This window comes from Streptomyces yangpuensis (assembly GCF_001005295.1).
Taxonomy (GTDB): domain Bacteria; phylum Actinomycetota; class Actinomycetes; order Streptomycetales; family Streptomycetaceae; genus Streptomyces; species Streptomyces yangpuensis.
The window spans coordinates 300,210-314,231 of the sequence record NZ_LBMK01000004.1; the positions used below are offsets into that span (position 1 = coordinate 300,210).

At 72.6% G+C, this 14,022-nt stretch carries 11 protein-coding genes; 5 read left to right on the forward strand and 6 right to left on the reverse strand.

What is annotated here, in order from left to right; translation table 11 throughout:
- Positions 1 to 373: 373 nt before the first annotated feature.
- Together AAT21_RS22815 and AAT21_RS22820 are read right to left on the reverse strand one after the other, a co-directional pair.
- Positions 374 to 2,965: a bifunctional FO biosynthesis protein CofGH gene (locus AAT21_RS22815; RefSeq protein ID WP_079025892.1), complete on the reverse strand. Its 2,592-nt coding sequence runs from the start codon at positions 2,963 to 2,965 to the stop codon at positions 374 to 376.
- A 40-nt stretch (positions 2,966 to 3,005) separates the two neighbouring features.
- Positions 3,006 to 3,788: an SDR family oxidoreductase gene (locus AAT21_RS22820; protein WP_046779024.1), complete on the reverse strand. Its 783-nt coding sequence runs from the start codon at positions 3,786 to 3,788 to the stop codon at positions 3,006 to 3,008.
- A 193-nt stretch (positions 3,789 to 3,981) separates the two neighbouring features.
- Between AAT21_RS22820 and AAT21_RS22825 the strand changes: the two genes are divergently transcribed.
- From AAT21_RS22825 to AAT21_RS22835, 3 genes are all read left to right on the forward strand, one after another.
- Positions 3,982 to 5,316 carry a diacylglycerol/lipid kinase family protein gene (locus AAT21_RS22825; RefSeq protein WP_046778807.1) on the forward strand — a complete coding sequence of 445 codons (1,335 nt, stop codon included), beginning with the start codon at positions 3,982 to 3,984 and terminating at the stop codon, positions 5,314 to 5,316.
- Between the two features lie 169 nt (positions 5,317 to 5,485).
- On the forward strand, positions 5,486 to 5,737 hold the full coding sequence (locus tag AAT21_RS22830) for an amphi-Trp domain-containing protein (protein ID WP_046778808.1): 252 nt from the start codon (positions 5,486 to 5,488) through the stop codon (positions 5,735 to 5,737).
- Between the two features lie 146 nt (positions 5,738 to 5,883).
- Positions 5,884 to 6,393 carry a hypothetical protein gene (locus AAT21_RS22835; protein WP_046779025.1) on the forward strand — a complete coding sequence of 170 codons (510 nt, stop codon included), beginning with the start codon at positions 5,884 to 5,886 and terminating at the stop codon, positions 6,391 to 6,393.
- On the opposite strand, the gene AAT21_RS22840 is transcribed toward AAT21_RS22835, so the two are convergent.
- Positions 6,371 to 7,690, reverse strand: a complete 1,320-nt coding sequence (locus tag AAT21_RS22840) for an aminotransferase-like domain-containing protein (RefSeq protein WP_046778809.1) — start codon at positions 7,688 to 7,690, stop codon at positions 6,371 to 6,373. The genes AAT21_RS22835 and AAT21_RS22840 overlap by 23 nt on opposite strands.
- Before the next feature lie 132 nt (positions 7,691 to 7,822).
- Between AAT21_RS22840 and AAT21_RS22845 the strand changes: the two genes are divergently transcribed.
- Entirely contained in the window at positions 7,823 to 8,686 is an 864-nt protein-coding gene (locus tag AAT21_RS22845) for a hypothetical protein (RefSeq protein WP_046778810.1), read from the forward strand.
- A 178-nt stretch (positions 8,687 to 8,864) separates the two neighbouring features.
- Here the strand turns inward: AAT21_RS22845 and AAT21_RS22850 are convergent, their stop codons facing one another.
- The 3 genes from AAT21_RS22850 to AAT21_RS22860 form a co-directional block, all read right to left on the reverse strand.
- Complete coding sequence (locus AAT21_RS22850) at positions 8,865 to 9,074, reverse strand: DUF397 domain-containing protein (RefSeq protein WP_046778811.1); 210 nt, start codon at positions 9,072 to 9,074, stop codon at positions 8,865 to 8,867.
- Between the two features lie 199 nt (positions 9,075 to 9,273).
- Positions 9,274 to 10,158, reverse strand: coding sequence for a helix-turn-helix domain-containing protein (locus AAT21_RS22855; RefSeq protein WP_046778812.1), 885 nt, complete (start codon positions 10,156 to 10,158; stop codon positions 9,274 to 9,276).
- Positions 10,159 to 10,440: 282 nt separating this feature from the next.
- A complete protein-coding gene (locus AAT21_RS22860) occupies positions 10,441 to 11,175 on the reverse strand; it encodes a GOLPH3/VPS74 family protein (RefSeq protein ID WP_046778813.1) in 735 nt (244 codons plus the stop codon).
- 305 nt (positions 11,176 to 11,480) lie between these two features.
- Here AAT21_RS22860 and AAT21_RS39270 point away from each other — a divergent pair, with 305 nt between their 5' ends.
- Positions 11,481 to 13,955 carry a D-alanyl-D-alanine carboxypeptidase family protein gene (locus AAT21_RS39270; RefSeq protein ID WP_235439113.1) on the forward strand — a complete coding sequence of 825 codons (2,475 nt, stop codon included), beginning with the start codon at positions 11,481 to 11,483 and terminating at the stop codon, positions 13,953 to 13,955.
- Positions 13,956 to 14,022 lie beyond the last annotated feature (67 nt).

Sequence of the window (14,022 nt, forward strand, 5' to 3'; positions counted from 1 at the left end):
GGCCGGCAGGGCCGGCAGGGTTGTCCGCCGGGCCCTGGCCTCCGGCCGGGGCGGGGCCGCCCGTGCCGCTTGCCGGGCTGGAGGCGTTCGGTGTGCCCGTGAGGCTGTGGCCTGCCGGGCCTGCCGGGCCGTCGGCCGTCGCGGGAACACCGCCGGCCGTGTTGTCGTTCGTACCGATCACGTCGTCCACCCCCGGCACCGCGCCCCCCGCTGACCAGTCCGTCCGATGCCCGGTGTCCCTGTCCGTACCCGCCGAGCATGCGAATCCGCACTGTAGTGGACAGGAACGATCGAAACCGGAAGCGGAACGGCATGCGGCCGGAATACGAACAGTTCCGGCCGCAGCCGCCCCCTCCGGCGCCCTCCGACGCGCTCAGTCCAGTACGGGCAACAGCTCCGGCAGGTGGCCGTCCGAGGCGCGGGCCGCCTGCTGCCGTTCCGGCGGGACCTCCCCGTACAGCGTCGTGCGGGGCTTCGCGGGACGGCCCGCCGCCTCGGCCACCGCCACCAGGTCCCGGACCGACTTGTACGAGCCGTAACTCGACCCCGCCATACGGGAGATGGTCTCCTCCATCAGCGTCCCGCCGAGATCGTTCGCACCCGAGCGCAGCATCTCGGCCGCGCCCTCGGCCCCCAGCTTCACCCAGCTCGTCTGGATGTTGGGGATGTGCGGGTGCAGCAGGATCCGCGCCATCGCCGTCACCGCCCGGTTGTCGCGGACCGTCGGGCCGGGCCGGGAGATGCCCGCCAGGTACACGGGCGCGTTGGTGTGGATGAAGGGCAGGGTGACGAACTCCGTGAAGCCGCCCGTCCGCTGCTGGATGCGGGCCAGCGTGCGGAAGTGGCCGAGCCAGTGCCGCGGCTGGTCCACGTGCCCGTACATCATCGTGGACGAGGAGCGGATCCCGAGCTCGTGCGCGGTGGTGACGACGTCGATCCAGTCAGCCGTCGGCAGCTTGCCCTTGGTCAGGACCCAGCGCACCTCGTCGTCCAGGATCTCGGCCGCCGTCCCCGGGATCGAGTCCAGGCCGGCCTCCTTGGCCGCCGTCAGCCAGTCCCGTACGGACATGCCCGTGCGGGTCGCGCCGTTGACGACCTCCATCGGCGAGAAGGCGTGCACGTGCATGCCCGGCACCCGCTGCTTCACGGCCCGCGCGATGTCGAAGTACGCCGTCCCGGGCAGGTCGGGGTGGATGCCGCCCTGCATGCACACCTCGACCGCGCCGACGTCCCAGGCCTGGGCGGCCCGGTCGGCGACCTGGTCGAGGGAGAGGGTGTAGGCGTCCGCGTCCGTGCGGCGCTGCGCGAAGGCACAGAAACGGCAGCCGGTGTAACAGACGTTGGTGAAGTTGATGTTCCGCGTGACGATGTAGGTGACGTCGTCGCCGACGACGGACCGGCGCAGGTCGTCGGCGATCCGGCACAGGGCGTCGAGGGCCGGTCCGTCCGCGTGCAGCAGGGCCAGGGCCTGGGCGTCGGTCAGCCTCTCCGGGTCGTGGGCGGCCTGCGCGAGGGCGGCCCGTACGTCCGTGTCGATACGTTCGGGGACCATGCCGGGGGCCGCGGCCTCGCGCAGGGCCTCCCAGTCGCCGTAGACGTGGTCGAAGTCCTCGCGCCGGTCGGTGGTGCGGCCCTCGGTGTCGATGCTGGCGTGCAGGTCCGTACGGCCGGTGCCGCTGCCACCGTACGCGGCGAAGCCCTCGTCGGGCTCCTGCCAGGGCCGGCCCTCGACGGTCGCGGACTCCTCCGCCAGACCCGTGTCCGCGTCGGCCAGCGCCCGTACGTGCGGCAGCAGCCGCGGGTCCAGCCAGGGCTCGCCGCGCTGGAGGAACTCCGGGTAGATCGTGAGGCGTTCGCGCAGCTCGAAGCCGGCGGCGGCGGTCCGCGCGGCCAGTTCCTCGATGTGCGGCCAGGGGCGTTCGGGGTTGACGTGGTCGGGGGTCAGCGGCGAGACGCCGCCCCAGTCGTCGATGCCCGCGCCGATGAGCAGGGCGTACTCGGCGTCCACCAGGTTCGGCGGGGCCTGGATGCGGGCGCTCGGGCCCAGGATGTGGCGGGCGACGGCGACGGCGGCGGCCAGCTCCTCCAGCTCCGCGTCCGGCATGCCGCGCATGGCGGTGTCCGGCTTGGCGCGGAAGTTCTGGACGATGACCTCCTGGATGCCGTGGTAGCTGCGCTGGATGCGGCGCAGCTCGAAGAAGGCGTCGGCCCGCTCCGCGTACGTCTCCCCGATGCCGATCAGGACGCCGGTGGTGAAGGGGACGTTGGAGCGGCCCGCGTCCTCCAGGACGCGCAGCCGCACGGCTGGTTCCTTGTCGGGGGAGCCGTGGTGGGGGCCGCCGGGCTCGGACCACAGGCGGGTGGCGGTGGTCTCCAGCATCATGCCCATGGAGGGGGCGACGGGCTTGAGGCGCTGAAGCTCGGACCAGGACAGGACGCCGGGGTTGAGGTGCGGGAGGAGCCCCGTCTCCTCCAGGACCCGGATGGCCATGGCGCGGACATAGGCGAGGGTGTCGTCGTAGCCGTGCGCGTCGAGCCACTCGCGGGCCTCGGGCCAGCGGTCCTCGGGACGGTCGCCCAGGGTGAAGAGGGCCTCCTTGCAACCCATCGCCGCGCCCTTGCGGGCGATGTCGAGGACCTCGTCGGGGGAGAGGTACATCCCGTGGCCGTCCCGGCGGAGTCTGCCGGGGACGGTGACGAAGGTGCAGTAGTGGCACTTGTCGCGGCACAGGCGGGTGAGGGGGATGAAGACCTTGCGCGAGTACGTGATGACGCCAGGCCGCCCGGCCGCGGCGAGCCCGGCGTCCCGGACGCGGGCGGCGGAGGCGGCGAGGTCCCGCAGGGCCTCGCCGCGCGCCTGGAGGAGCACGGCCGCCTCGGCCGCGTCGAGCGCGACGCCGTCTCGGGCCCGTCGCAGCGCCCGGCGCATCGCGTTTTCGGTCGGAGCCTCACTCGGAGTGGTCATGGGGCGAGCATACGATCCGACGTCCCGGGGCAGGAGAGGGTCATCTCATCAGCTCACCGGCGTTGACCAGCAGTGATTGGCCGGTAATCGCCCGGGCGCGGTCGGAGGCGAGGAAGACCGCGGCGTCGGCGACGTCCCCGTCGGTGGCGAGATCGGGCAGCGCCATGCGCTCGGCGAGACGGGCGTGCACCTCGGCCTCGGGGACGCCCTCGGTGTGCGCCGTGAAGGTGACGAAGGCCTGTACGGGCGGCCCCCACATCCAGCCGGGCAGCACGGTGTTGACGCGGATCCGGTGCGGGCCGAGCTCGCGGGCCATGGAGTACATGGCGGAGGTCAGCGCCCCCTTGGAGGCGGCGTAGGCGGCCTGCTGCACCTCGTTGGGCGCGGCGACGGCGGACTGCGTCCCGATGATGACCACGGATCCGCCGCGTTCCTTGAGGGCGGGCAGACAGGCCCGGGTCATGCGCAGGGTGCCCAGCAGGTTGACGTCGATGATCTGCTGCCAGGTCCCGAAGTCGGCGTCCTCCAGCCCGCCGAAGTACGAGTCCCACGCGGCGACGTGCACGACGGCGTCGACGCCTCCGAACCGTTCCACGGCCAGGGCGGCGAGGGCCTCGCACTGTGCCTCGTCGCCGATGTCGGTCGGCCGGTGGGCGGTGCGGGCGCCGGCGGGGTCGATCTCGGCGGCGGACTTGGCGAGGTTCGCCTCGGTCCGCGCCCCGAGCACGGCGTTCCCGCCGTCCCGCACGACGGCGGCGGCCACCTGATGCCCGAGCCCGGCCCCGACGCCGGAGACGATGACGGTCTTCCCTCGCAACAGCACGGCGTACCTCCAGGCGGACGCGGCCACATCTGACGGTCCGTCAGGCTACGGTGTGGCCGCGCGGGTGTGAAGGGGTCCGGATCCGCCGAGCGGCGGGTCGACGGTGGGGGGTGTTCGGGGGATGATCGGATGGAACGCGCCCCGGCGGGAGCGGTAGGCCGCGCCGGGGCCCCGGTCGGAGGACGTGAGGACCATGTCGCTCTCGCACCCTGTCGGCGGCGCGCCCGGGCGCGCCCGGCTGTTCGCCCTGCTGGCGCTGGTCTGTGCGCTGGGCGCACTGGTGGTGCTGGTGGTGGCCGGCGCCGGCGGCGGGCTGATCGTCGTCCTGGTCGGGGCGGCCGGTACGGTCCTCGCCGCCATGGGCGCCTGGTGGCTGGTGGCCCACCGCGGCCTGGTCCGGGCCGCCGGGACCGTGCTGGTCGTGGCCGCGCCGGTGGCCGTCCTCGTCCTCTACGCCCGGGCCGACCTGTGGCCCACGGCGCTGTCCGCCCTCGTGCTGTGGGCCGCCGCCGGGGTGTGCGCGCGGACCGCACTGCGCGCGGCGCGGCCACCCGCCGGCATGCGGGCGGTCGCCTCCGACCCGCCCCGCCACCCGGTGCTGATCATGAACCCGAAGTCCGGCGGCGGGAAGGTCGGCCGCTTCGGCCTCGTCGAGAAGGCCGAGGCGCTCGGCGCCCGGGTGCTGCTGCTCGACCCGGAGGTCGTCACCGACGTCGCCGCCCTCGCCCGCCGGGCGGTCGCCGAGGGGGCGGACCTGCTCGGCGTGGCGGGCGGCGACGGCACCCAGGCCCGGGTGGCCGAGGTGGCGGCAGAGCACGGCCTGCCGTTCCTGGTGATCTCCGCGGGGACCCGCAACCACTTCGCCATGGACCTCGGGCTGGACCGCGAGGATCCGTCCCAGTGCCTCGACGCCCTGACGGACGGCGAGGAGCTCAGGATCGACCTGGGCGTCGTGGGCGGCCGCGCCTTCGTGAACACCGCCTCCTTCGGTGTCTACGCGGAGGTCGTGCAGCGCCCGGAGTACCGGGACGCCAAGGCGGACTCGGCGCTGAGCGCCCTGCCCGACCTGCTGCTCGGGTACGCCGGCCGCGCGCTCGAAGCGACCACCGACGACACGCGCCTGGAAGCCCAGCAGGCGCTGCTGATCAGCAACAACCCCTACTCCTCACCGGAACCCATGGCCGTCGGCGCCCGCCGGGCACGCCTCGACCAGGGCGTGCTGGGCGTCATCGGGATCCGGGTGAACAACGCCGCCCAGGCGGCCGACGTCGCGCTGCGGGGCCCGCGGGCGGCGGGCCTGCACGTCCTGACCTCCCGGCGGGCCGTCGTCGCATCGGACGCGGAGAGCATCCCCGTCGCCGTGGACGGGGAGGCCCTGACCCTGCCCACGCCGGTCACCTGCGCCATCCGTCCGGGCGCCCTGCGCGTACGGGTGCCGCGGGGGCGGCCGGGCGCTCCGGCGGGCGCTCCGCCCCTGCGGTGGCGCGAGGTCCTCGCACTGCTCCTCGACCGGCCGTCGCCGCGGTGACGCGCTGACGGGTCGGTGCCGGGTCGTACCTGGGCCGCGCTCGCCCGGGATGCCCGGCCCGCCGCGCGGCCTCACAATGAGCCTTACCCGGTGTCGCCGTTGCGGTGCTTCCGCAGTTCCCGCAGTTCCCGCTGGTCGTGGTTGTGGTCGTGGCGGATAGGAGACAGCAGTGAAGGACCTCAAGTTCGAGCAGAAGAGTTCCCTTTCTCGCCTAGAGGCCGCCGATCAGCTGTCCGCGCTCGCGGAGGCGCTGCGGCACGGCGGCAACGTCGAACTGCGACTCGGCCCCGGCACGATGACCCTGCGGGTCCCCGACGAACTCCGTACCGAGATCGAGGTCGAGGTCGGCGACGGGGAGATCGAGATGGAGATCGAGCTGAAGTGGCCCACCGCGGGGTCCGGAGCCGGAGCCGCGTCGTAGTGGCCTCGGACCACGGTCCGGAGCCGGGGCCGCAGCCGGGCCCGTGGGGCCGGCCGGAGCCCGCCGGGGAGCCGGGTCCCGGCCCCGGCGCGGAGCCGCGTCCCGGCCCCGGTGCGGAGCCGCGTCCCGGGCCCCGCCCGGAGGCCCTGCGGGAGGCTTCGTACGAGGCCTCCGCGGAAGCCTCCGAGGAGGTCCGCGGCGACTACGCGGGGGCCGTCTACGGCTCGCTGCTCGCCGCCTCCGTCATCGTCGGCGCCGGCTCGCTCGGCTCGTTCCCGCGGCTGCACCTCGTCATCCTGCTGCTGGGCACCGCCGTCGTCTTCTGGGCCGCCCACGTCTTCGCCCGCCATTTCGGGGCCCGCCTGGCGGGCCGGCTCAGCTGGCGCGTGATCCGGCGCACCGCGCGGGAGGAGCGCCCGATCATCGAGGCGGCCGTCCCGCCGGCCCTCGCCGTGGCCGTCAGCCCGCTGTTCGACCTGGGGCCGCAGGGCATCATCTGGCTGGCCCTCCTGACCGCCCTGGCCGGTCAGGTCGGCTGGGCGACAGTGGCGGCCTACCGCGCCGGCGCGTCGCGCCGCTTGATGGCGGTCGCCGGTGTGGTCAACCTGTTCCTCGGGCTGCTCATCGTGCTGCTCAAAGCCGGGCTCCAGCACTGAGGGCCCACGGCCCGCCGTGGTCGCCGCCCGGCGTCGCGGCGTACTCCGCCAGGGCCGCGCCGAGGCGGCCCACGCCCTCGGCGATCTCGTGCGGGGTGTGCGTCGTGAAGGACAGGCGCAGCGTGCGGGAGTCCGGGGTGCCCGTGTGGAAGGGGGCACCCGGGACGAAGGCGACGCCGTGCGCCACGGCCGTCCGCAGCAGGGCCGTCGCGTCGTACTCCTTCGGGAGCCGGGCCCAGACGAACATGCCGCCCTCGGGCAGGTTCCAGTCGTGGTCCGCCGGGAGGGTCCGGCTCAGGGCGCTCTGCAGGGCGTCGCGCCGCTCGCGGTAGGCGGTGCGCACGGCGGCTATGTGCGCGTCCAGGTCCACCGTCGCGAGGTAGTGCGCCGCGGCCAGCTGGTCGACCGTCGAGGTGTGCAGGTCCGCCGCCTGCTTCGCGACCACCGCGGCCCGCAGGAGCGCCGCCGGCGCACGGAGCCAGCCCAGGCGCAGCCCCGGCGCCATGATCTTCGAGAAGCTGCCCAGCAGGGCCGTACGGTCCTCCGCGCCCGGGTGCGCGGCGAGCCACGGGACGTCGTCGCCCTCGTAGCGCAGGTCCCCGTACGGGTCGTCCTCCACCAGCCACAGGCCGAGCCGGGCCGCGATGTCCGCGACCGCCGCCCGGCGGGCGGCCGGCAGGGTGCGGCCCGTCGGGTTCTGGAAGGTGGGGATCGTGTAGAGCAGCTTCGGCCGTTCCCGCGCGACGAGCTCGGCGAGCGCGTCCGGCAGCAGGCCCTCCTCGTCGCAGGGCACGGCCACCACGCGGGCTCCCGCCAGCCGGAAGCACTGGAGGGCGGCGAGGTAGGTGGGGTTCTCGACCAGCACCACGTCGCCCGGTTCGATCAGGGCCGCGGTGATGAGGGTGAGGGCCTGCTGGGAGCCGGAGGTGACGAGTACGTCGTCCGCGCCGGTCGGCAGCCCGCGCGCCGTGGCCCGCGCCGCGACGGCGGCGCGGAGCTCGGGCGCACCCTCGGTGGTCGAGTACTGGAGCGCGCGGCGCGCCGACAGCGCGAAGGCGGCGTCGTACGCGGCGCGCAGGCCCTCGGTGTCGAAGAGTTCGGGCGCGGGGAGGCCGCCGGCGAAGGAGATGATCCCGGGCCGCTGGGTGAGCGCGAGGATCTCTCGTACGGGGGAGCCCTCGACCGAGGTGGCGCGGGCGGCGAACGCGGGCGGCGGTGCCGAGGCAGCGGCGGTGGCGGTGGTGGCGCCGGTGGTCGTGGTCGTTGCGGTGACGGCAGCGGCAGCGGCAGCGGGCACGGGAGCTCCTCCGGGAGACGGGTGCGCGCAGCGTAGCGAGAGAAACGTGTAGATGGCATGGATGTGTCGGAGTGTGGACGCGGCGCCGCCCGCCCTCTCCCGATCTGACGCCACATCAGCTAGACCGGTCCCATGACGACAGGAGAGCAGGACCCGCGCCAGGACGCCGGCACCCGCGTCGACGACTATGCCGCGCTGGCGGCCGTCGGCCCCTACGGAGTCCGCCCCGGCCATGCGCTGATCACCATGGTCGAGCCGCACCCGGGCCACGAGTACGCGTACAACCGCTGGTACGAGGACGACCACTACTACGCGGGCGCGATGGCCATGCCCTGGATGTACGCCGGCCGCCGCTGGGTGGCCACCCGTGAACTCCAGGAGCTGCGCTACCCGGAGAAGTCGGCCGTCGCCCAGCCGGTCACCGCCGGCTGCTACATATCGACGTACTGGGTCACCGAGGGCCGCTACGACGAGCACATGAAGTGGACCGTCGGCATCAACCAGCGGCTGAATCGCGACGGCCGCGTCTATCAGGACCGGACCCACGTCTTCACGGCCTTCCAGGACCACGCGGCGACCGTCTACCGCGACGGCGCCGCCGGCCCGCGGGACTACCACGCGCTCGACTACCCGTACGCCGGGCTGGTGGTGCAGGTGGTCGACGCCGACGGCCCCGAGCAGCGGGCCGAGTTGCTGGAGTGGCTGCGCTCACGGGCCCTGCCGAAGCGGCTGCACGGCTCCCCGGCGGCGATGGTGACCGTCTTCCGGCCGACGCCGCTGCCCGGTGACCGGATGACGTACGTCAAGCAGGTGGAGGGGGTCGACACGCGCCTCACGCTGCTGTGGTTCCTGGAGGAGGACCCCCGGACCTGCTGGGACCGGTTCCGGGGACTGGACGCGGAGGTCGCGGAGGCGGGACTGGGGCGGGTGGAGCTCGTGGCTCCGTTCATCCCGACGGTGCCGGGGACCGACCGGTACGTCGATCAGCTGCGCTGACGCGGGCATGGCCGAGCCCCCTCGGCCAGGACGGCGGACCGGTCGAGAGGGCTCCAGTCAGTGGTGCAGGTGGTGCGGGTAGTGCAGGTGGTGCGAGTGGTGCCTGTCGTGCTGGTGGTGCTTTGGGTGGTGCAGGTGGTGCTTGGGGTGGTGGTGCGGCAGGGGCGCGTCGAGGTCTTCAGACCATGCGTCCCAGCCGGCCTTCGGTCACATCGGCGACGAACGAGGTCCACGAGCCGGGCGCGAAAGTGAGGGACGGACCGTCCTGCACCTTCGAGTCACGTACGGCGATCGACTCCACCACAGGGGACTTGACCTCGACGCAGGCGCCGTTGGCGGAGTAGGAGGACTTGACCCAGTTGTCGGTGGCGCCCTGGCGAATAGCCATGTTTCTCTCCGGTGAGCGAGTAGTTCCGGTGTCTTGTCGGCCATTTCCGGCTGACCTGATCGACGCTACCCGCAGCTCCTGACGGGTGAAGGAAGCATTCACCCGACCGAGTGGCATATTCCATTCAAGCCTTCTGTGGCTGGGGATCGACGGTGTACGGTGCCGCCCCTTCGACCGTCCAGCCCCATGCGTCACAGGACTATTCACCCTTGTCGGCATATTGGGCGATGATCCGCAGGATGAACTCGCGTGTCTGGTCCACACCCAGGGCCTGGGCGCGCAGGTGCTCGTACATCACGCTGTACTTCTGGACGTCGTTGGCCTTCTCCAGGTACAGGTCGCTCGTCACGCCCTCGATGTAGACGACCGTCGAGTCGGACGCGTCCGGGAACTCCAGGATCGCGTACTGGCCGTTCACGCCGGGGTGCGCGCCCAGCTCGAACGGCATGACCTGCACCGTGACGTGCGGCTGCTCCGACTGCTCTATCAAGTACTCCAGCTGCCGGGTCATCAGCTGGGCGTCACCCACGTGCCGGCGCAGCGCGGCCTCGTCGATGACCGCCCACAGGCGCAGCGGGCCGAGGTCCGGATTGTTGTTCTCGGTCTCGGAGAGCCGCTTCTGGCGGTGCATCCTGACCTGGACGCGCTTGTCCACATCGGCCGGGGCGGTCTCCGGCCACGCGCCGCGGACGAGGGCCTGGGCGTACTCCGTGGTCTGGAGCAGGCCCGGGATCACCAGGGGTTCGTACGTGCGCAGGCTGGCGGCGTCGGTCTCCAGCCCGATGTAGACGCTGTAGGGGATGTCGCCGAAGGCGTGCCACCAGCCCTGCTGGCGGGAGTCCTTCGCCATCTGCATCAGGGAGTCGATCAGCCGGCGGTCCTCGACCTCGTACACGTCGCACAGATCGCGGACGTCGCGCTGGCTGATCGAACGGCGGCCGTTCTCGAGTCGGCTGATCTTCGACTGGGAGACGAGGAGGCGCTCGGCGACCTGTTCGGCCGTCATGCCCTTGTCCTCGCGGAGCTTGCGCAGCTCCATTCCGAGTCGGCGGCGTCGGACGGTGGGATTGACATTGGACGCCACGTGAACGGCACCTCCGCCTTCTTCTGTCGTGTTCTGTCGTGCAGCTGTCTCTCTGCGTGTCTGATGTTCAGCAGACTGCCACCGAAGCGGGCGGCGGCGCTGGGGAACGGCAGGGAAAACACAGACGCGCGGGGCGGCGGAGCCGGCGGACCGGCCCCGTCACCCCGCGCGCTGGCGGTTCTGTGCGGTGGCGCTGCTGTGCGGTGGTGGAGCTGTGCGGTGGTGGAGCTGTGGAACAGGGGTGGGGACCCCGGACCGTGTCCGGGCCCCACCGGCGGTGGATCAGTGCGCGGCCACGCGTGCCATCGCACCCGTGCGGCGCGGCTGCAGCGGGACGCCGCCCGCCGCGGGCCGGGCCGGCGGTGCCGGTGCGCGGTCCCGGCGTGGCTGTGCGGCCACACCGTTCTGGACGTCCATCACGGCGTGCGCCACGAGTCCGCCCATCGGGTCGTGCCTGATCAGGTCCCGCAGGCGGGATCTGGACGAGCGCCCCTCGTTGCCGGGGTACAGGTGCTTGCCGAGTCCGACCGCGTGGGCCAGTGCGGCGAGCGCCGCGGTCCGCGGGTCCGGCGGTACGCCGGTGCGGATCGCACTGTCGAGCCGGGCTCGGATCTCCCGGCTGATGTCCGTGTCGGTCGCCTGGTAGCGAGTCGTCGGCAACACCCCGCACATTTGTCCCGCGACGGCGTGGACCATGCCGCAGCGCTCCAGGTGCGCGAGGTAAATCTGACGAAGCCCCAGCCGGGGTCCGCCGATCCAGTGGACGGCCCGTACCGGGCTGCCGCGCCTGCGCAGCAGTTCCAGTGCGGAGTCCAGAGTCGGATCTCCTGTCGGCCGTGGCATCACCACGGCGATACGATCCCCATCAGGGGCTATCCGTCCTGCCAGAGCCAGCTCCACTAGCTGTGCCCCGGCCAGGCCGAGGTCGAGCGACTGCGGCTGCGCCGTGGTACCCGTGGCCGGGTCCAAGGCGAGCAGCAGAAGCTCCTCCGGAATTGTTCTGCGGCTCCTGCCCATCCATGCCTCCCCGCGTGGATGAGTGACAGGGTGACGCCTCTCACATTCATCTGTCGAGAGCGCGTGGCCGGTTTGTGGGGGAACCCGCAGCTATGTCGTTCTCGTCTGGCACGGGGGCGATGCTCTCTAGACGGGACACTGTTAGACATTCGGACAGCCGAACACGGCGGCGATGAGGAGGAGCGGTGGCGGGCGAGTCCCCCGACAAGTCGGTAGATGAAGGAACGCCGGGGGCGGCGGAGTCGTCCGCGCAGTGCGACCCGAGGGTGTCGGTGTTCCGGCCGAGGGAATCCGAGGACGGTGCCGTGGTCGCCCGTAAGGGCGAAAGTGGCGCGGAGCCTGTGGTTCCGGCCGAGGCCGATGCCGAGCCTGTGGTTCCGGCCGAGGCCGATGCCGAGCCTGTGGTTCCGGCCGAGGCCGATGCCGAGCCTGAGGTCGCGGCCGACGCGGAGGCCGAAGTCGAGGCCGATGCGGACGCTGACGCCGAGGCCGGCGGGCGGGATGCGTTGCGCGAGGCGGTGGCGGCCTGGGTCGCCACGACGGAGGCACCTGGGCCGGACGACGCCAAGCCTTCCGCTTCCGGCTCCGCCGCTCCCGAGCCGGAGCCTGCGGCCGAGGCCGGCGGGACTGCGTCCCGTACGGCGGGGTCCGGCCCGGCGTCGGCCAAGCCGTCGGCCGAGGCCGAGGGGACTGCGTCCCGTGCGGCCGCTTCCGGTTCCGCTTCCGCGGGTACGGCCGAGCCGTCGGCCGAAGCGGACGGGACTGCGTCCCGTACGGCGGGGTCCGGCTCGGCGAAGCCGTCTGAGCCGGCCGGGCCGAAGGCTGCGGCTCCGGCCGCGGACGGCGAGCGTACGGCCGTGTTCCGTGCGGTGAAGCCGGGCTCCGGCGGGGCGGAAAAGCCGTCGGCTGAGGCCGAGGGGACTGCGTCCCGTACGGCGGCGAAGCCGTCGGCCGAGACCGAGGCAGCCGGTTCCGCTTCTGCGGAGCCGAAGGCTGCGGCTCCGGCCGCGGACAGCGAGCGCACCGCTGTGTTCCGTGCGGTGAAGCCCGGCTCCGGCGCGGCGGTCAAGCCGTCGGCCGAGGCCGACAAGGGCGGTTCCGCTTCGGTGGAGCCGAAGGCGGCGGCGGACAGTGAGCGCACCGCCGTGTTCCGGGTGCCCAAGGTGGACACGGTGAAGCCCGAGGGCGGGCAGAAGCCGAAGCCCACCCTCGCGAGGCCGGCTTCCGCATCGGCTTCCGCTTCCGCTCCGTCGACGGCTCCGGTTCCCGCCGACCAGGACGCCGACAGCGAGCGCACCGCCGTCTTCCGCGCCCCCAAGCCCAGCACCTTCGTGCCGCTGCGCACCGACGGTGACGGCACGGCCGAGGCGAAGCCGAAGCCGAAGACCCCGGTTCCGCCGCCCCCGCCGACCCCGTCGGCCTCCGCGGCGGCCGCCACCGAGCGGTTCGACCGGAGCGACCAGAGCGAGCGGACCACGCAGCAGCCGCTGCCGCCCAAGCCGCCGCTCGACATGCTGGCGGACCTGACGAACAACCCGCCCCCGCCGCCGAGCCCGCTGCGCACCGCCGTCCGCCGGTTCAAGATCTACGCGCCGCTCGTCGTGCTCCTGGCGGTCATCCTGGCCGTCGTGCAGCTCGTACGCCCGCTGCCCGAGCCGAAGCTCGTGATGACCGCGAAGTCCTCGTACACCTTCGAGGGCGCCGCGCCGCAGCTGCCCTGGCCCACCGAGGGACAGGCGTACATGGCGGCCGCCGGCCTCGGCACGCTCGGCCAGTCCGGCGAGCAGAAGCCGGTGCCGATCGCGAGCGTCACCAAGTCGATGACGGCCTACATCATCCTGCGCGACCACCCCATAAAGAAGGGTGAGCAGGGCGCGATGATCGACGTCGACAAGACGGCCGAGACCGAGGGCAAGAAGAACGACTCCGTCAACAACGAGTCCACCCTCGACACGGTCAAGGAGGGCGACAAGATCTCCGAGTACGACGCGATCGCCGCCCTCATGATCCCGTCGGCCAACAACATCGCGCGGCTCCTCGCGCGCTGGGACTCCGGTTCCCAGGAGGCGTTCGTCAAGAAGATGAACGACACCGCCAAGGAACTCGGCATGACCAACACCACGTACACGGACCCCTCGGGTCTGGACGCGACCACGGTCAGCACCGCCGAGGACCAGGTGAAGCTGGGTCTGAAGCTGGTCGAGATCGAGACGCTGCTCGACATCACCAAGAAGCCGAACTGGGTCGACCCGTCCGGCAAGAGCTGGCGCAACTGGAACGGTCTGACCGGACCCAGCGGTGCGCTCGGCATCAAGACCGGTACGACGACGAAGGCGGGCGGAAACCTGCTCTTCGCCGCGCAGAAGAAGATCGGCAACACCAACCAGCTGATCGTCGGAGCGGTTCTCGGCCAGCACAAGCCGTCGATCATCGACACCGTGCTCGCGGCGAGCAAGCAGCTGATGACCGGTACGCAGAAGGCCCTCGAAGGCGCGACCGTCGTCAAGAAGGGTGACGTCGTCGGCTACGTCGACGATGGGCTCGGCGGCCGGACGCCGGTCGTGGCCACCGCCGACGTGCAGGCGATCGGATGGGCGTCGCTGACCGTGACCGTGAAGCTGGCGGACGGCGGGAGCAAGATGCCGCAGACCGCGACGGCCGGCACCGAGGTCGGCATGCTGACCGTCGGCGAGGGCGCCAGCCAGGTCAAGGTGCCGGTGGCGCTCAAGAGCGACCTGGCCTCGCCGGGCATCGGCAGCAAGCTGACGCGCATCGGCTGACCGGCCGACCGGCCGACCGACTGAGCGGCCGCCCGGCCGACCGACCGGCTGGCCGCCGTCCGTGGCC

Coding starts and splice junctions, on each gene's coding strand:
- AAT21_RS22815 (WP_079025892.1), bottom strand. CDS start 2,965: ATGACCACTCCGAGTGAGGCTCCGACCGAAAACGCGATGCGCCGGGCG.
- AAT21_RS22825 (WP_046778807.1), top strand. CDS start 3,982: ATGTCGCTCTCGCACCCTGTCGGCGGCGCGCCCGGGCGCGCCCGGCTG.
- AAT21_RS22845 (WP_046778810.1), top strand. CDS start 7,823: ATGACGACAGGAGAGCAGGACCCGCGCCAGGACGCCGGCACCCGCGTC.
- AAT21_RS22850 (WP_046778811.1), bottom strand. CDS start 9,074: ATGGCTATTCGCCAGGGCGCCACCGACAACTGGGTCAAGTCCTCCTAC.
- AAT21_RS22860 (WP_046778813.1), bottom strand. CDS start 11,175: ATGGGCAGGAGCCGCAGAACAATTCCGGAGGAGCTTCTGCTGCTCGCC.